We start from the raw sequence: 14,932 nt of genomic DNA, 5'->3' as shown, positions 1-14,932 counted from the left end.
GGGAGAGAGAAAGCACATCAATGCGCTGCCTGCTCGCCGCGGACGATGCCGCTCTTGGCCAGCTGGTCGTCGATCTGCGCCATCAGCCGGTCGAGGCCTTCCTGGCTCTTCGCCTCGGCGCGCGCGACCAGCACGTCCTGGGTGTTCGACGCGCGCAGCAGCCACCAGCCGTCCGGCGTGTTGACCCGCGCGCCGTCGGTGCGGTCGACCTCGGCACCATCGGCCTCGAGCCGGTCGAGCACTTCCTCGACCACCGGGAACTTGCGGCTCTCGTCGACCTGGAAGCGCATCTCCGGCGTGTTGACCATCGCCGGCATCTCGTCCTTGATCTGGGTGAGCGACTTGCCGATCACGTGCACCGCCTGGATCAGGCGGATCGCCGCATATTGGGCGTCGTCGAAGCCGTAATAATCCTGCGCGAAGAAGATGTGGCCGCTCATCTCGCCCGCGAGCGGGGCGCCAGTTTCCTTCATCTTAGTCTTGATCAGGCTGTGGCCGGTCTTCCACATCACCGGCTTGCCGCCGAGCTCGGCGATCCGGTCGTAGAGCGCCTGGCTGGCCTTGACGTCGGCGATGATCGTCGCGCCCGGATCGATCCGCAGCACCGGCTCGGCGAGGATGGCGAGCAGCTGGTCGCCCCACACCACCCGGCCCTGGCCGTCGATCGCGCCCAGCCGATCGCCGTCGCCGTCGAAAGCGAGACCGAAATCGAGGTTCTTCTCGGCGACCAGCTTCTTCAGATCGGCGAGATTCTTCTCTTCGGTAGGATCGGGATGATGGTTGGGGAAATTACCGTCCACATCGGTGAACAGCGTATGGTGCTCACCCGGCAGCAGCTTGACGAGCTTCTCGATCACCGGGCCAGCGGCGCCGTTGCCGGCGTCCCAGCCGATCTTGTAGGAACCGCCCGCATAGCCAGCGATGAGGCGGCTGACATACAGATCCTCGATGTCCGCGTCGGTCACCGTCTCGGTGCCATCGCCCTCGTCCCAATCGCCTTCCGCCGCCATCTTGCCCAGCGTCTGGATGTCCTGCCCGAAGAACGAGCGGTGCTGGAACACCATCTTGAAGCCGTTGTAGTTGCCGGGATTGTGACTGCCGGTAATCTGGATGCCGCCATCCACCTCCAGCGTTGCCTCGGCATAATATAGCATCGGCGTCGGGCCCATGCCGGTGCGCACCACGTCGCAGCCCGAGGCGGTCAGGCCCTCGATCAGCGCGGCTTCCAGCATCGGCGAGGAGATGCGGCCGTCGCGGCCCACCGCCACCCGGCGGCCGCCGGCGCGGCGCAGCAGCGTTGCGAAGCCGCGGCCGATCGCGCGAGCGTCGTCCGGACCCAGCGTCTTCCCCACGATTCCGCGGATGTCGTATTCGCGCAGCGACGTCGGATCGAAACGGTGCGTCATTCATGCCCTCCCGAAGGTAAAGATGCGTGCCTCTTCCGCCACTCGAAAGGAAGTTTCAAGTCGCCCGCGACACGGAATGGTTAAATATTTTGCACTGCAGCATCGTTACAGGCAATTGTTACGTGGAGAGGACGGACCTCAGCCGCGCAGCAACGTATCGCGGGCCAGATTGATCCGCCGGGTAAGCTCGGCCGAGCCGCCGCGGTCCGGGTGCAGCGCCGAGACGAGCCTTCGGTGCGCCGCGCGGATTTCGTCGGGACCCGCCGCCGCATCGACGCCGAGGATCGCCCGCGCCTCGCTTTCGCCGAGCCGGGGCGGCGGTGCGACTGGCGTCTTCTTCGGCTGCAGCCAGCGCCACAGGATATAGAGCAGTGCTGCCGCGATCAGGACCTTTGTCATCAGGCGAACAGCGGCGCGCTGACATCAGGCAGGGCCAAGCCGGCCATCATCTCGCGCAGCTCCTGGCGCGCCGCGACATGGCTGAGCCCCATCTCGCCGAATTCGCGCGAGTCGAGCATCGTCAGCCCCTGCGGGAACAGCTCGCGATAGATTACCCGCTCGGACAGGCCCGAGATCACGCGGAAGCCGACACGCTTGGAAAGCTGGTCGATCGCTTCGGACACGCGCTTCATGTTGCGTGCCTCGATGTGCTGCATGCGGTTGCGCAGCACCACCCAGTCGATCGTCTCGCCGTCCGCCTTGGCGCGGCGCTTGCGCGATTCCCAGATCATCTCCGAATAGAAGCTCGGCCGCGTGACCCGGAAGCTGTCCGGATCGACCTGGCCGATCAGGTCGAAATCGACGAAGCTGTCGTTCATCGGCGTGACCAGCGTGTCGGCGTTGGTGACGGAGATGCGCGCGAACTTGTCGTCCCGACCGGGCGTGTCGATCACCAGGAAGTCGGCACCTTCGCCGAGTCGATCCAGCGTGTCGGTGAAGAAGTCCATGCTCTCGCCGTCATGCGTCTCATAGACGGGCATCGGCAGCTCGCGCCCCGTGCGCCGGATCGTGGCCCGACGGTTGTCGAGGTAGCGGCCCATCGTCCGCTGGCGGTGATCAAGGTCGAAACAGGCGACGCGCGCGCCCTTGGAAGCGAGCGCAATCGCTGCATGCACCGCGGTGGTCGACTTGCCCGTGCCGCCCTTTTCATTGGCAAAAACCAGCACATGCAGTCGTTTAGCGGGCTGATTCAACGCAGCTATTCCTTCACTTGATCGGGCGGCCTCCCCCCCATAGAAGGCCCCGCTTCCGTTCATATCGAAAGTGCCCAAGCGTGCAAACCGTTCGCCAGATCGACGATCTTCGCCAGGCGCTGGACGCCTTCCGTAGCGAAGGCGCCCGGCTGGCCTTCGTGCCCACCATGGGCGCGTTGCATGACGGGCATATGGCGCTGGTTGAAGCCGCCAAGCGCGCAGGCACCCGCGTGATCGTGTCGATCTTCGTCAATCCGATCCAGTTCGGCCCCAATGAGGATCTGGCAAAATATCCACGCCGCGAGCAGGCCGATTCGCGGATGCTCGCCAATGCCGGGGTCGATCTGCTTTGGATGCCGACGCCCGAGACCATGTACCCGGACGGCTTTGCAACCAGCGTCCGAGTCGCAGGCGTGAGCGAGCCGCTCGACGGCGCGCATCGCCCCGGCCACTTCGATGGTGTGGCAACTGTCGTGTCAAAGCTTTTCCACCAGGTTCGCCCGGACGTCGCGCTGTTTGGCGAGAAGGATTGGCAGCAGCTCCAGGTGATTCGTCGCATGGTCGCCGATCTGGACATGGGAATCGAGATCCAGGGCGTGCCGACCCAGCGCGAGGATGACGGCCTCGCCCTATCCTCGCGCAACGCCTATCTGATGCCCGAGGATCGCGCGCGCGCGGTGGCACTGCCGCGCGCGCTTGGCGCCGCCGCCAAGGCGATCGGCGATGGCGGGGACCGACAGGCGGCACTCGCCCAGGCGCAGGAGTCGCTGGCGGCCGCGGGGTTCGAGGTGGATTATGTGGCGCTGGTCGATGCCGAGTCGCTGACAGCGCCGGTGGAGGGGCAGCCGATGCGGCTGCTCGCCGCTGCCCGGATCGGCGGCACGCGGCTGATCGACAACATCCCCGTGCTATGAACTATTACGGTTAAGCCGCTTAACCTTTTATTGTCCGTTCGAACGCAGATTCGCCTTCAGAACAAGTCGATTCTGGGGCGAAGTGATCATGGCGAATAGTGAGAAGAGCGCGCGGTTCCTGGTGGAAAGCCGGCTGCGCGACGCGGCCCGCGGCAGCGCGGATGCCTGTTTCGATCTGGGCGTTGTCTATTCCAGCGGCGCAGAAGGCATGAAGATCGACCTGGTCGAAGCGCACAAATGGTTCAACATCGCCGCGATGACCGGCAGCGTCGAGGCGCAGGCCTGCCGCGCCGACATCGCCGAGGACATGACCGCGCGCGAGATCATCGAAGCGCAGAAAGCCGCCCGCGCATGGCTCCGGGGCCTGGAGAGCCGCGCAGCCTGAACCCGTCAGGCGGCCTTCTGGCCCCAACTGATGGTCACGCGGGTGCGGCCGAGATGGCTTTCCGCCACCACGCGCAGGCTGCGTTCGGATTCCTCTCCGGCCTCATAGCTGAAGCCGTTCTCGCGTCGGAATTTCAGGCCCGAGGCATTGGCCTGGGCACGCGACCACCCCAGCACCTGCTTGACCGAAGCATCGGTCTGATAGACCAGGTTGCCGCTGACATGCCGCCCTTCCAGCCCGTCCGGCGCGGCGGTGCAGCTGAGGATCGTGGCATCGGCATAGACGGGCACGAAGTCGGGCGTGTTGCTGCAATCGACCGCCGCCGCGACATTGGCCGGCACTCCCGCCGCGGCTGCCGCCGCGACATTCTGCCCCACCGGGTCCTCGGTCGTCCGCTCGCCCCGCCCGCACGCCGCCAGTAAGGCAAGCGCTGCCAGCAGCGATGTTCGTCCCAAAAGGTGATGGCTTTGCATCCGGGCCCCTCTTCCGCCTGCGCGCGCCTGCGCCGACTCCACAGCTGGAACGGCGCATGGCGTGCTTTGCTCCCTCCGCCCTTGAGACGAACGGGCATGCGCGGGCCCCGCGCCGCCCCTACTCTGCGCGGGCCGCTGAACGGGCGGTTGATCAGAACGGCACGTCGTCATCCAGATCGTCGGGGAAGCCACCGCCGCTGCGCTGGCCGCCGCCATTGAAGTTCCCGCCGCCGCGCCCGGCCGGAGCGCCGCCGCCGAAACCGCCGCCGCCGCCACCACCGCCGCCGAACGAGTCGTCCGCGCCCCAATCGTCGCCACCGCCGCTGCCGCCGCGGCTACCGCCCATGCCGGCACCCTGGCCGCCGCCGGGACCGTCGAGCAGTACCATCTGCGCGTTGAAGCCCTGCAGCACGATTTCGGTCGAATAGCGATCCGCGCCGCTCTGGTCCTGCCACTTGCGGGTCTGCAGCTGGCCTTCGAGATAGACCTTGCTGCCCTTGCGCAGATAGCGCTCGGCGACATTGGCGAGACCTTCGGAGAAGATCTTCACCGTGTGCCACTCGGTCTTTTCCTTGCGCTCGCCGCTGTTGCGGTCCTTCCAGCTCTCGGACGTGGCGATGCGCAGTTCCACCACCTTGCCGCCGTTCTGGAACGCCCGGCTCTCGGGGTCGCGCCCCAGATTGCCGACGAGGATCACCTTGTTGACGCTGCCCGCCATGCCGCAAAAACTCCGATATACGATGGGCGCCCGCATGCAGGGGCGCTAGAAAGACTCAAATATGGCTGAGATCCTTAACCTGAACAAAGCGCGAAAAGCGAGAGCGAAAGCGACTGCCAAAGCCGAAGCCGAGACCAATCGCGCCCGCTTTGGCCGCACCAAGGCAGAAAGGGCGCGCGACGCGGCGGAGGCCGAGCGGAGGTTGCGCACGCTGGACCAGGCCAGGCGGGAGATTCCGGAGGAATAGCAAAAGAGCATCGCCTGCAAGGAGAGGAACCACTCGGCGCATTGCCGCTGTCATCGCGGAACGCATCGTGTACAAGTGTTGCAGTCCGATGCTGCCGCCGCTCCCCTATCCCGCCCTCCACGCCAGCCATTCGGGCGTATGGATCGCCACGGCCGAGGGCACGCGCGGGCTGAGCCGCGGCGAAGCGATCCGGATCGCAGCCGATACGCCGGTGCTGCTGCTCAACGCCCCGCTCGTCGGCCAGCGGCTCGGCCATCCCGAACTCAGCGGGCTCGACCTGCTCGAGCTGTTCGCATTCCTGCGTCCCGCCCGGTTCATGGTGCCGACGCCCAAGGGCCTTGCCCGCGCCTGCGGCCTGGAGCCGCCGGAAGACGACGCGCAGGTCGCCGCTTTTCTACGCGCTGCCGCCGCCGCGCTGCTTGCGCTGGCCGAGGGTGACTGGCCCGAGCGCGAGGGCGCGTGGCACGGGCTGCAATCGCTCGGCCGGCTGCGCTGGCCGTGGAGCGCAGCACTTGGCCAGCGCATCGCCAAGCCCGAGCGCGCCGAGCGCTGGCTCTTCTCCAAGCTGCCCGAATGGGAGGAGGGCGCCCCCCGCCCCGCCCCGCGCACCATCACCCTCGATCCTGCGGACGTCGCAGAGCGCCTCGCCCGCCTCACCGGCGCCACGGCCGAGCGACGCCAGGGTCAGCGCGACTATGCCGAGGCCGCCGCCCAAGCCTTCGCACCGCGCAGCGTGCCGGACACCCCCAACCTCGTGCTGGCCGAGGCCGGCACCGGCATCGGCAAGACGCTCGGCTATCTCGCTCCCGCCTCGCTCTGGGCGGAAAAGGCAGGCGGGCCGGTCTGGGTCTCCACCTTCACCAAGGCGCTGCAGCGCCAGCTCGGCAATGAAGGCGAGCGGCTGTTTCCCGATGCCGCACAGCGCCGTGCCCGCATCGTGACCCGGAAGGGGCGCGAGAATTATGTCTGCCTGCTCAATCTGGAGGATGCGCTGCAGGGCGGGTTCGCCGGCCGCGCCGCGATCCTCGCCCAGCTGGTCGCGCGCTGGGCCGCCTATACCGCCGATGGCGACATGATCGGCGGCGACCTGCCCGGCTGGTTGCCGACGCTGTTCCGCCGCAACGGCTCCACCGCGCTCACCGACCGGCGCGGCGAGTGCATCTATGCCGGCTGCCCGCATTACCGGAAATGCTTCATCGAGCGCGCCGCCCGCGCCAGCGCCGATGCCGACATCGTCATCGCCAACCACGCGCTGGTGATGGTCAATGCCGCGCGCGGTCGCGAGAACCAGACTCGCCCGACCCGCTATGTGTTCGACGAGGGTCACCATCTGTTCGACGCCGCCGACGCAATGTTCTCCGTCGCGCTCACCGGGCAGGAAGCGATCGAGCTGCGCCGCTGGCTGACGGGCCCCGAATCCGGCTCGCGCGGACGCCGCCGGGGCCTCGCCGCCCGCCTCTCCGACGTCGCCAGCTATGACGATGCCGGCGGCCGCGCCATTTCCGAGGCTGTCGACGCCGCCCGCGCGCTGCCGAGCGACGGCTGGCTTCAGCGCCTCAACGAAGGCGAGCCCTTCGGCCCAATTGAAGCGCTGCTGGCCGCGGTGCGCGGCCTGGTCTATGCGCGCGACGCCAACGGCTCGGCAGATGCGGGCTATGGGCTGGAGACCGAACTCACCGAACCCGATGCCGCGCTGGTCGAAGCTGCCGGTAACGCTACGGCCGCGCTCGACGCCTTGCTCCGTCCAATGGTGGTGCTCGGTCGTCGGCTGGAGGCGGTGCTGGCCGAGGCGCCCGACTGGATGGACGGCCCGGCTCGCGCCCGCATCGAAGGCGCAATCGCCTCGCTCGGCTGGCGGGTGGATACCGTCGGCGCCTGGCTCGCGCTGATCGCGCGGATCGGCGGCCCGGCCGATCCCGAGTTCGTCGACTGGCTCGCCGTCGACCGGGTCGAAGGCCGCGAGTTCGACATCGGCCTGCACCGCCACTGGCTCGACCCCGCCAAGCCGCTCGCCAAGACCGTGCTTGAACCCGCGCACGGCGTGCTCGTCACCTCCGCTACCTTGCGCGCCGGAGGCGATTGGGACGTGGCCGAGGCGCGCTCCGGCAGCACTCACCTGCTCCGCCCCGCCCAGCGCTTCGCGGCGGCGAGCCCGTTCGACTATCCGAACCAGGCCGAGGTGCTGATCGTCACCGACGTCAAGCGCGGCGACATGGCCGCGCTTGCCAACGCCTATGCCCGGCTGATCGCCGCCGCCGGCGGCGGCACGCTCGGGCTGTTCACCGCGATTCGCCGTCTCCGCGCCGTCCATGCGCGCATCGCCGACCGGCTGGCCCGCGACGGGCTGCCGCTGCTTGCCCAGCATGTCGACCCGATCGACACCGGCACGCTGGTCGACATCTTCCGCGACGATCCGCGCGCCTCGCTGATCGGCACCGATGCGCTGCGCGACGGGGTGGACGTGCCCGGCGATTCGCTGCGGCTGGTGGTGATGGAAGGCGTGCCCTGGCCCAAACCGAGCGTGCTCCACGCGGCGCGGCGGCTGGCCGGCGGCGGCTCGGCCTATGACGATCGCATCGTCCGCGCCCGGCTCGCGCAGGCGTTCGGCCGGCTGATCCGCCGCGCCGACGATCGCGGCGCCTTCGTACTGCTCTCCGCTGCCACGCCTTCTCGACTGCTCGATGCATTTCCCCCGGGGACGCGCATCACGCGCACCACGCTCGACGCCGCGGTCGAGCGGGTTCAGCTTTCCTTGGGGCCCGGCATGCGGCATGAGGCGGGAGAGACCGCCAGCGTTCACATCGGGGAAGCATGAAGACCCTTCTCGTCCTCCGCCACGCCAAGTCCGGTTGGGACGATCCGGTCGCGCGCGATTTCGACCGCCCTCTCAACCCCAAGGGCCAGCGCGCCGCGATGGCGATGGGCCGCTATCTGCGCGATCAGGGCCTGCGCTTCGATCATGCCATCGCCTCGCCGGCGGTGCGGGTACAGGAAACGCTGGGACAGGTCGCGCATGGCTATGGCGCGGCGATCGAACCGGCCTGGGACCAGAAGCTGTATCTGGCTTCGCTCGGCACGCTGCTCGACGCGGTCGAGGCGCTGCCGGACGGCGCCGACACGGTGCTGCTTTCCGGGCATAATCCGGGGCTGGAGGAGCTGGTGCTGGATCGTGTCCGCACGCCGGGCCCGCTGCGCGACGCAGCGGCGGAGAAATTTCCCACCGCGACGTTGGCCGAACTGCGCTTCGACATTGCCCATTGGGCCGAGGCATCGGGCGCGGAGGCCGAACTGGTCCGCTTCATCCGTCCGCGCGATCTTGATCCCAGTCTCGGCCCAGACGCCTGAGGACACGTGGCAAGCCCACCGATAGAGCCTGCCGACGAAGCGACGAGGGGGAGAAGCCTCACCCTCGCCCTTCACCTTCGTCAGCGATCTTCGTCCAGCGCCTGCGCCAGCGAGTCGCGGATCGCCTGTAATTCCACGGCGCGGTTCTTGCCGCGTGCCGCCTTTTCCTCGGCCAGCAGGCGCTGGACGCCGCGGATGGTGTAGCCCTCCTCGCTGAGGAGGTGATGGATGCGGCGCACCAGCGCCACGTCATCGGGTCGATAATACCGGCGGTTGCCCGCACGGGTGAGAGGCTTCAGCTGGGGAAACCGGGTTTCCCAATAGCGCAAGATATGCTGCGGCCTGCCGATTTCAGCGGCGAGCTCACCTATGGTCCGCAACGCGCCGGCGGCCTTTTCGGTCGCCGACATCGGGACCTCAGCGGGCTGAGACGATGCGGTCGCGCATCATCTGGCTGGCGCGGAAGGTGAGCACGCGGCGCGGCGCGATCGGCACTTCCACCCCGGTTTTGGGATTGCGGCCGACCCGCTCGCCCTTGTCTCGCAACACGAAGCTGCCGAACCCGGAAATCTTGACGTTTTCGCCCTTCGCCAGCGCCTCGCACATGTGCTTCAGGATCTGCTCGACGATGCGCGCCGCGTCGGCACGCGACAGCCCCACCTCGCGATGCAGCGACTCGGCCAAGTCTGCCCTGGTCAGCGTTCCCGCAGCATTCATTCCGGCAATTCCTTTCGTGTACTAAGGTACCCGTATCAGATTGTTACGCGCTATCAAGATTGATGTTGAAGCCGCAGTAACGCCTCAGACATATTCTGGAAAAACACGTAATTTGTCCAAAATGGGGATATCGCAGAACGCCTAGAAGCGGACGACCGCCGCGCCCCAGGTAAATCCGCCGCCCATCGCTTCCAAAACGAGTAGGTCGCCTCGCTTGATCCGGCCATCCCGCACCGCAGCATCCAATGCGAGCGGCACCGAGGCTGCCGAGGTGTTGGCGTGGCGATCGACTGTGACGATCACCTTTTCGGCCGCGAGATCCAGTTTGCGCGCCGTGGCGTCCAGAATACGCGCATTGGCCTGATGCGGCACCACCCAGTCGACATCGCTCGGCTGAAGCCCGGCGGCGGCAAGCGATTCCTGCATCACCGCGGCGAGGTTGGTCACGGCGTGGCGGAACACCTCCCGCCCCTTCATGCGCAGCTTGCCAACGGTGCCGGTAGTCGAGACGCCGCCATCGACATACAGAAGGTCGTTGTAGCGGCCGTCGGCGTGAAGCTTGGTGGCCAGAATGCCCTGCGGCGCCGCGCCCTCCACGTCCTGCGCATCCAGCACGATCGCGCCGGCACCGTCGCCGAACAGGACGCAGGTGGTGCGGTCTTCCCAGTCGAGCAGGCGGCTGAACGTCTCGGCACCGATCACCAGCGCGCGGCGATGGACGCCCGCGCGCAGCATCGAATCGGCGACCTGCACCGCATAGAGGAAGCCCGAGCACACCGCGGCAACGTCGAAGGCGACGCAATCGAGGATGCCGAGCGCGTTCTGCACGCGCGTGGCCGTGGCGGGGAAGGTCTGGTCCGGGGTGGCGGTGGCCAGCACGATCAGGTCGATCGACGATGCCTCGATCCCGGCCGATTCGAGCGCCGCCCGCGCCGCGTCCGCGGCCAGCGTGCCGGTGGTTTCCTCCGGCCCGGCGATGTGGCGGAAGCGGATGCCCGTCCGCTCGACGATCCACTCGTCGCTGGTATCGACGCGCTCCGCCAGCTCCGCGTTGGAAACACGCTGTGCCGGCAGGGCGGAACCCGTACCGAGAATCACCGAACGTACGGTCATGCGACCCCTTCTACCTCGTCCTTACGCGGCCTTGGCCTCGAAGTTCCCCAAATCCTCGGCAATGCGCCGGGTCAGTTCGTCGCGCACCATCTTGGCGGCGAAGCCGATCGCGGTATCCACGCCGACTTCGTTCGCGCCGCCATGGCTCTTCACGACGATGCCGTTCAGCCCGAGGAAAACGGCACCATTATGGTTGTTCGGGTCGAGATGGTGGCGCAGCAGCTCGGTCGCGGGCTTCGAGATCAGGAACCCGACCTTGGAGCGCAGCGAGGAGCTGAACGCGCGGCGCAGCAGGTCCGCCACGAACCGCGCGGTGCCCTCGGCGGTCTTGAGCGCGATATTGCCCGAAAAGCCGTCGCAGACGATCACGTCGACATCGCCGCGCGACAGCCGGTTGCCTTCGATGAAACCGGTGAATTCGAGCGGCAGATGCTTGGCCGCGCGCAGCTGGGCGGCGGCATCGCGGATGCTCTCGGTGCCCTTCATCTCTTCGGTGCCGATGTTGAGCAGCGCGACGCGCGGGCGCGCGAGATCGAGCGCGGTGCGCGCATAGGCCGCGCCCATCACCGCGAACTGCACCAGGTTGCGCTGGTCCACCTCGGTATTGGCGCCGAGATCGAGCATCACCGTGTCGTTGTCGCCCAGCGACGGCATCAGCGCGGCGAGCGCCGGCCGGTCGATCCCCGCCATGGTGCGGAGCGACAGCTTGGCCATCGCCATCAACGCGCCGGTATTGCCCGAAGACACGGCCGCGCCGGCGCGGCCCTGCTTCACCAGATCGATCGCAATGCCCATCGACGTCGTCTTGGCACGGCGGATCGCCTGGCTCGGCTTGGCGTCGGACGCAACGACTTCGGCCGCGTGGACGATCTCGCACGCGGCTGCCAGATTGGGATGCGCCTTCAGCCCATCACGGATACGCGACTCGTCGCCGACGAGGAGGAATTCCATCCCCTCGAAGCGGCGACGTGCACGTGCAGCGCCGGCGAGCATGACGGCGACCCCCTCATCGCCGCCCATTGCATCGACGGCGATCCGCGAGGGAACAGTCATACCGGCAACCCCCCGTTGCGGAACGTGGTTCAGCCCTCGACCGAAACGATTTCACGGCCGTTATAGTGGCCGCACGCGTTGCACAGGTTGTGCGGACGCTTGAGTTCGCCGCAGTTCGGGCACTCCTGGAACGATTCGACGGTCAGCGCATCGTGCGAACGACGCATGCCACGCTTCGACGGCGAGGTCTTTCTCTTAGGAACGGCCATTTCGGCACCTTCAACAAGCTAAATGAATCAATAAGTCGCGATACGCCCACAGGGTAGTTCGGGCAAGCGACGGCTAGGCCGGCCGCTCGCCGGACCAGCGGACAGGTCACGAAGCGAGCCCGCGCGTATAGCGATTCTCCTCCGCGTTGCAAGCAGAAGCCGCACGTGGCAGGGGTTCGCACCTTGGTTTTAGGGGGACGCGCATGTTTTTTCTGCCGGTAACACTCACCAGCGCCGGCGCCGCGGCGCTGATCAACCTGTGGCTGGCGATTCGCGTCATCCAGATTCGCATGGCGGAAAAGGTGCTGACCGGCGACGGCGGCAGCCCGCGCCTCATCGCGCGCATGCGCGCGCAGATGAATTTCGTCGAATATACGCCCTTCGTGCTGATCCTGATCGGCCTGATCGAGCTGGCTCAGGGCACGCAATTCTATCTGTGGATCGTCGCGGCCGTCTATCTGATCGGCCGCGTGCTCCACGGTTTCGGCATGGATGGCTGGCGACGCGGCCGGGAGATCGGCGCGCTCACCACCTTCCTGATCGTCGCCGGGCTCGGGCTCTATGCTGCGTGGCTCGGCTATACGGGTTCTAACCCGCTGCACTGAGTCGTCAGGCGCGCGCCAGCACCGAATCGGCAACGAACGGGTTGGTGCGCCGCTCCTGGCCGAAATTGCTGGGCTGGCCGTGGCCGGGGACAAACACCGTTTCGTCCCCCAGCGGCCAGAGCCGAGTGGTGATCGCGTCGATCAGGTCCTGGTGGTTACCTAGCGGGAAATCGGTGCGGCCGATCGATCCCTGGAACAGCACGTCGCCGACGATCGCCAGCTGCGATTCGGGATGGTGGAAAACGACATGGCCCGGGGTGTGTCCCGGGCAGTGATAGACGTCGAGCACCAGCTCGCCCACCGTCACCTGGTCGCCCTGCACCAGCCAGCGATTCGGCTCGAACGGCCGGCCCGGGACGCGGTAGGCGCGGCCGTCATCCTCCAGCCGCGCGATCCAGTAGCGATCGGCCTCGTGCGGCCCTTCGATCGGCACGCCCAGCTCCTCGGCGAAAATGCCGGCCGAGCCGCAATGGTCGATATGGCCATGGGTAATCAGCAGCTTCTCGATGGTAACGCCGTGCTGTTTCGCCGCCGCGCGCAACCGGTCGAGGTCGCCGCCCGGATCGACGAAGGCGCCGCGCATTGTCTTCGTACACCAGAGCAGGGTGCAGTTCTGCTGGAGCGGGGTGACGGGCACGATCGCCGCACGAAGCAGCGGCTGGGCGACGTTGGGATCGGAAGCCATGCATCTCGCTACCCCGCGCGCGCGCGCGCGGCAACCAAGGCTTGCCCTTCGCGGCGCGGCTCTGCATTTCAGCGGACTGATGGTTTTGCGTCCCCCCTTCGTCCTGCTCGACGACGCGCGCGCCGATGGCGAGGCGCGCCTCTATGTCGATCCCGTCGGAATCGTCGTCGCGCACCGGCTGGACGACGTGGCGCCCGCGCTGGACCGCCTGCGCGTGGCGGCTGCCGAGGGTTTGGATGCAGCCGGCTGGCTCGCCTATGAGGCCGGCGCCGCGCTCGAAGCCGCCGCGCCCATGCGCGAGACGGAAGGCCCGCTGCTCTGGTTCGGCCTGTTTCGCGGCCACCAGCGGCTGCCCGCCGACGCGGTCCCAGCGCTGCTCCCCGACCCCGCCGGCGCCTGGGCCGGACGCCCCCGCCCGCTGCTTGACCGCGCCGCCTATGACACCGCCCTCGCGCGCGTGCTCTCTTATATAGAAGCCGGCGACATCTATCAGGCCAACCTCACCTTCCGCGCCGAGGTGCCGGTCGCGGGCGATCCCGCCGCGCTCTACGCGCTGCTCCGCGCCCGCGCCGCCGCGGGCCATGGCGCGCTGGTCGCGACGGGGGAACAATGGCTGCTCAGCCTCTCGCCCGAGCTCTTCTTCACGCTGGAGGACGGCACCCTCACCGCCCGCCCGATGAAAGGCACCGCGCCGCGCGACGCCGATCCCGCGATCGACGCCGCGCTTGCCCGGGAGCTCGCGACCGATCCCAAGCAGCGCGCCGAGAACCTGATGATCGTCGACCTGATGCGCAACGATCTCGGCCGCGTCGCCCAGCCGGGCAGCGTCACGGTGCCGCAGCTCTTCCAGGTCGAGACCTATCCCACCGTCCACCAGATGACCTCGACGGTCACCGCGCGCCTGAACGAAAGCCTCGGAGCCGTTGACGCGCTCGCCGCGTTGTTCCCCTGCGGATCGGTGACCGGCGCGCCGAAGATCCGTGCAATGCAGGTAATCGCCGAAGTCGAACCCAGCGCGCGTGGCGTCTATACCGGTTCGATAGGGAGGATCGATGCCGATGGTGGGGCCGAATTCAACGTCGCGATCCGCACCTTGGCCATCGATGCGGCCGGCCGCGCCCGCCTCGGCCTCGGCTCAGGGGTCATCGCCGACTCCTATGCCGACAGCGAATGGGCGGAGTGCCGCGCCAAGGGGGCGTTCGTGACGATGGATGAGCCGGGCTTCGACCTGATCGAGACGATGCGATTCGATCCCGAAGAGGGCATCCTGCTGCTCGAACGCCATCTCGAACGCATTCGCGACAGCGCCGAGACCTTTGGTTTCCCGTTCGACCGCCATGTCGTTCGCAACGAGCTGCAGGCGGCGACCTTCCGGCTGCGCGCCGCAGCCAAGGTGCGGCTGTTGCTGGGATCCTCTGGCGCAGTGTCGATCGGGATCTCGCCGCTGCCAACCACCCCTGCGGGGCCGATAAAGGTCCGGATCGTTCCCCATTCCGTGCCCGCGCAGGATTTCCGCCTGGCCCACAAGACCACCCGCCGCGCCGTCTATGATGCGCCGCGCCGCGCCGCCGGTACCTGGGAGGTCGTGTTCACCGACGCGGAGGGCTATTGCACCGAGGGCAGCTTCACCTCGCTGTTCGTCGAGCGCAACGGCATGCTGGTTACGCCGCCGCTCTCGCGCGGCCTCCTGCCCGGCGCGCTGCGCGCCGAGCTGCTCGGCAGCGGTCGCGCAGTCGAAGGCGACCTCCGCCCCGAGGATCTCGCGAACGGTTTCCTGCTCGGCAATGCGCTGCGCGGACTGGTTGCAGCCGTTACAGTTGCGGAAGGCACCGAAGCGGACCTATAGGCGCGCATCTTTCCCGGAAAAGG

General features: G+C 67.6%; 18 protein-coding genes. 7 read left to right on the top strand and 11 right to left on the bottom strand.

The window, feature by feature from the left end; all coding sequences use genetic code 11:
* Nucleotides 1-17 precede the first annotated feature (17 nt).
* The 3 genes from S2M10_RS21275 to S2M10_RS21265 form a co-directional block, all read right to left on the bottom strand.
* The gene (locus tag S2M10_RS21275; protein WP_168847861.1) at nucleotides 18-1,406 is read right to left on the bottom strand and encodes a phosphomannomutase/phosphoglucomutase; all 1,389 of its coding nucleotides are present in this window, start codon (nucleotides 1,404-1,406) and stop codon (nucleotides 18-20) included.
* A 138-nt stretch (nucleotides 1,407-1,544) separates the two neighbouring features.
* Entirely contained in the window at nucleotides 1,545-1,805 is a 261-nt protein-coding gene (locus S2M10_RS21270) for a J domain-containing protein (protein ID WP_168847860.1), read from the bottom strand.
* The gene (locus tag S2M10_RS21265) at nucleotides 1,805-2,599 is read right to left on the bottom strand and encodes a division plane positioning ATPase MipZ (protein ID WP_168847859.1); all 795 of its coding nucleotides are present in this window, start codon (nucleotides 2,597-2,599) and stop codon (nucleotides 1,805-1,807) included. The genes S2M10_RS21270 and S2M10_RS21265 overlap by 1 nt, the downstream gene beginning before the upstream one ends.
* Before the next feature lie 80 nt (nucleotides 2,600-2,679).
* Here S2M10_RS21265 and panC point away from each other — a divergent pair, with 80 nt between their 5' ends.
* Entirely contained in the window at nucleotides 2,680-3,513 is an 834-nt protein-coding gene (panC, locus tag S2M10_RS21260) for a pantoate--beta-alanine ligase (protein ID WP_168847858.1), read from the top strand.
* Between the two features lie 88 nt (nucleotides 3,514-3,601).
* Nucleotides 3,602-3,898, top strand: a complete 297-nt coding sequence (locus tag S2M10_RS21255) for a sel1 repeat family protein (protein ID WP_168847857.1) — start codon at nucleotides 3,602-3,604, stop codon at nucleotides 3,896-3,898.
* Between the two features lie 5 nt (nucleotides 3,899-3,903).
* Here S2M10_RS21255 and S2M10_RS21250 read toward each other — a convergent pair whose 3' ends face one another.
* Nucleotides 3,904-4,371, bottom strand: coding sequence for a hypothetical protein (locus S2M10_RS21250; RefSeq protein WP_168847856.1), 468 nt, complete (start codon nucleotides 4,369-4,371; stop codon nucleotides 3,904-3,906).
* A 151-nt stretch (nucleotides 4,372-4,522) separates the two neighbouring features.
* On the bottom strand, nucleotides 4,523-5,089 hold the full coding sequence (gene ssb, locus S2M10_RS21245) for a single-stranded DNA-binding protein (RefSeq protein WP_168847855.1): 567 nt from the start codon (nucleotides 5,087-5,089) through the stop codon (nucleotides 4,523-4,525).
* Between the two features lie 61 nt (nucleotides 5,090-5,150).
* Between ssb and S2M10_RS21240 the strand changes: the two genes are divergently transcribed.
* From S2M10_RS21240 to S2M10_RS21230, 3 genes are all read left to right on the top strand, one after another.
* Nucleotides 5,151-5,336: a DUF4169 family protein gene (locus S2M10_RS21240; RefSeq protein ID WP_168847854.1), complete on the top strand. Its 186-nt coding sequence runs from the start codon at nucleotides 5,151-5,153 to the stop codon at nucleotides 5,334-5,336.
* An 88-nt stretch (nucleotides 5,337-5,424) separates the two neighbouring features.
* Complete coding sequence (locus S2M10_RS21235; RefSeq protein ID WP_168847853.1) at nucleotides 5,425-8,151, top strand: ATP-dependent DNA helicase; 2,727 nt, start codon at nucleotides 5,425-5,427, stop codon at nucleotides 8,149-8,151.
* Nucleotides 8,148-8,681: a histidine phosphatase family protein gene (locus S2M10_RS21230; protein ID WP_168847852.1), complete on the top strand. Its 534-nt coding sequence runs from the start codon at nucleotides 8,148-8,150 to the stop codon at nucleotides 8,679-8,681. The genes S2M10_RS21235 and S2M10_RS21230 overlap by 4 nt, the downstream gene beginning before the upstream one ends.
* Nucleotides 8,682-8,761: 80 nt before the next feature.
* Here S2M10_RS21230 and S2M10_RS21225 read toward each other — a convergent pair whose 3' ends face one another.
* The 5 genes from S2M10_RS21225 to rpmF form a co-directional block, all read right to left on the bottom strand.
* Entirely contained in the window at nucleotides 8,762-9,091 is a 330-nt protein-coding gene (locus S2M10_RS21225; RefSeq protein ID WP_168847851.1) for a MerR family transcriptional regulator, read from the bottom strand.
* A gap of 7 nt (nucleotides 9,092-9,098) precedes the next feature.
* Nucleotides 9,099-9,398 carry an integration host factor subunit alpha gene (locus S2M10_RS21220; protein ID WP_168847850.1) on the bottom strand — a complete coding sequence of 100 codons (300 nt, stop codon included), beginning with the start codon at nucleotides 9,396-9,398 and terminating at the stop codon, nucleotides 9,099-9,101.
* Nucleotides 9,399-9,539: 141 nt separating this feature from the next.
* A complete protein-coding gene (locus S2M10_RS21215; RefSeq protein WP_168847849.1) occupies nucleotides 9,540-10,511 on the bottom strand; it encodes a beta-ketoacyl-ACP synthase III in 972 nt (323 codons plus the stop codon).
* Between the two features lie 21 nt (nucleotides 10,512-10,532).
* A complete protein-coding gene (plsX, locus tag S2M10_RS21210) occupies nucleotides 10,533-11,564 on the bottom strand; it encodes a phosphate acyltransferase PlsX (RefSeq protein ID WP_168847848.1) in 1,032 nt (343 codons plus the stop codon).
* Between the two features lie 29 nt (nucleotides 11,565-11,593).
* Nucleotides 11,594-11,773, bottom strand: a complete 180-nt coding sequence (gene rpmF, locus S2M10_RS21205) for a 50S ribosomal protein L32 (protein WP_010545868.1) — start codon at nucleotides 11,771-11,773, stop codon at nucleotides 11,594-11,596.
* Nucleotides 11,774-11,976: 203 nt separating this feature from the next.
* Between rpmF and S2M10_RS21200 the strand changes: the two genes are divergently transcribed.
* The gene (locus S2M10_RS21200; protein ID WP_168847847.1) at nucleotides 11,977-12,378 is read left to right on the top strand and encodes an MAPEG family protein; all 402 of its coding nucleotides are present in this window, start codon (nucleotides 11,977-11,979) and stop codon (nucleotides 12,376-12,378) included.
* Between the two features lie 4 nt (nucleotides 12,379-12,382).
* Here S2M10_RS21200 and S2M10_RS21195 read toward each other — a convergent pair whose 3' ends face one another.
* The gene (locus tag S2M10_RS21195; protein WP_168847846.1) at nucleotides 12,383-13,063 is read right to left on the bottom strand and encodes an MBL fold metallo-hydrolase; all 681 of its coding nucleotides are present in this window, start codon (nucleotides 13,061-13,063) and stop codon (nucleotides 12,383-12,385) included.
* A 79-nt stretch (nucleotides 13,064-13,142) separates the two neighbouring features.
* On the opposite strand from S2M10_RS21195, the gene pabB reads away from it, so the two are divergent.
* A complete protein-coding gene (gene pabB, locus S2M10_RS21190) occupies nucleotides 13,143-14,909 on the top strand; it encodes an aminodeoxychorismate synthase component I (protein ID WP_211091209.1) in 1,767 nt (588 codons plus the stop codon).
* Nucleotides 14,910-14,932: the final 23 nt, after the last annotated feature.

Source organism: Sphingomonas sp. S2M10 (assembly GCF_012650175.1).
Classification (GTDB): domain Bacteria; phylum Pseudomonadota; class Alphaproteobacteria; order Sphingomonadales; family Sphingomonadaceae; genus Sphingomonas.
The sequence above is the reverse complement of the archived record's forward strand: the minus strand, read 5'-3'. Positions and strand labels throughout refer to the sequence as shown.

What these genes read in the sequence shown, in the direction of transcription:
- S2M10_RS21275 (WP_168847861.1), bottom strand. Translation starts at nt 1,406, where the DNA reads ATGACGCACCGTTTCGATCCGACGTCGCTGCGCGAATACGACATCCGC.
- S2M10_RS21270 (WP_168847860.1), bottom strand. Translation starts at nt 1,805, where the DNA reads ATGACAAAGGTCCTGATCGCGGCAGCACTGCTCTATATCCTGTGGCGC.
- S2M10_RS21255 (WP_168847857.1), top strand. Translation starts at nt 3,602, where the DNA reads ATGGCGAATAGTGAGAAGAGCGCGCGGTTCCTGGTGGAAAGCCGGCTG.
- S2M10_RS21250 (WP_168847856.1), bottom strand. Translation starts at nt 4,371, where the DNA reads ATGCAAAGCCATCACCTTTTGGGACGAACATCGCTGCTGGCAGCGCTT.
- ssb (WP_168847855.1), bottom strand. Translation starts at nt 5,089, where the DNA reads ATGGCGGGCAGCGTCAACAAGGTGATCCTCGTCGGCAATCTGGGGCGC.
- S2M10_RS21240 (WP_168847854.1), top strand. Translation starts at nt 5,151, where the DNA reads ATGGCTGAGATCCTTAACCTGAACAAAGCGCGAAAAGCGAGAGCGAAA.
- S2M10_RS21235 (WP_168847853.1), top strand. Translation starts at nt 5,425, where the DNA reads ATGCTGCCGCCGCTCCCCTATCCCGCCCTCCACGCCAGCCATTCGGGC.
- S2M10_RS21230 (WP_168847852.1), top strand. Translation starts at nt 8,148, where the DNA reads ATGAAGACCCTTCTCGTCCTCCGCCACGCCAAGTCCGGTTGGGACGAT.
- S2M10_RS21225 (WP_168847851.1), bottom strand. Translation starts at nt 9,091, where the DNA reads ATGTCGGCGACCGAAAAGGCCGCCGGCGCGTTGCGGACCATAGGTGAG.
- S2M10_RS21220 (WP_168847850.1), bottom strand. Translation starts at nt 9,398, where the DNA reads ATGAATGCTGCGGGAACGCTGACCAGGGCAGACTTGGCCGAGTCGCTG.
- S2M10_RS21215 (WP_168847849.1), bottom strand. Translation starts at nt 10,511, where the DNA reads ATGACCGTACGTTCGGTGATTCTCGGTACGGGTTCCGCCCTGCCGGCA.
- plsX (WP_168847848.1), bottom strand. Translation starts at nt 11,564, where the DNA reads ATGACTGTTCCCTCGCGGATCGCCGTCGATGCAATGGGCGGCGATGAG.
- rpmF (WP_010545868.1), bottom strand. Translation starts at nt 11,773, where the DNA reads ATGGCCGTTCCTAAGAGAAAGACCTCGCCGTCGAAGCGTGGCATGCGT.
- S2M10_RS21200 (WP_168847847.1), top strand. Translation starts at nt 11,977, where the DNA reads ATGTTTTTTCTGCCGGTAACACTCACCAGCGCCGGCGCCGCGGCGCTG.
- S2M10_RS21195 (WP_168847846.1), bottom strand. Translation starts at nt 13,063, where the DNA reads ATGGCTTCCGATCCCAACGTCGCCCAGCCGCTGCTTCGTGCGGCGATC.
- pabB (WP_211091209.1), top strand. Translation starts at nt 13,143, where the DNA reads ATGGTTTTGCGTCCCCCCTTCGTCCTGCTCGACGACGCGCGCGCCGAT.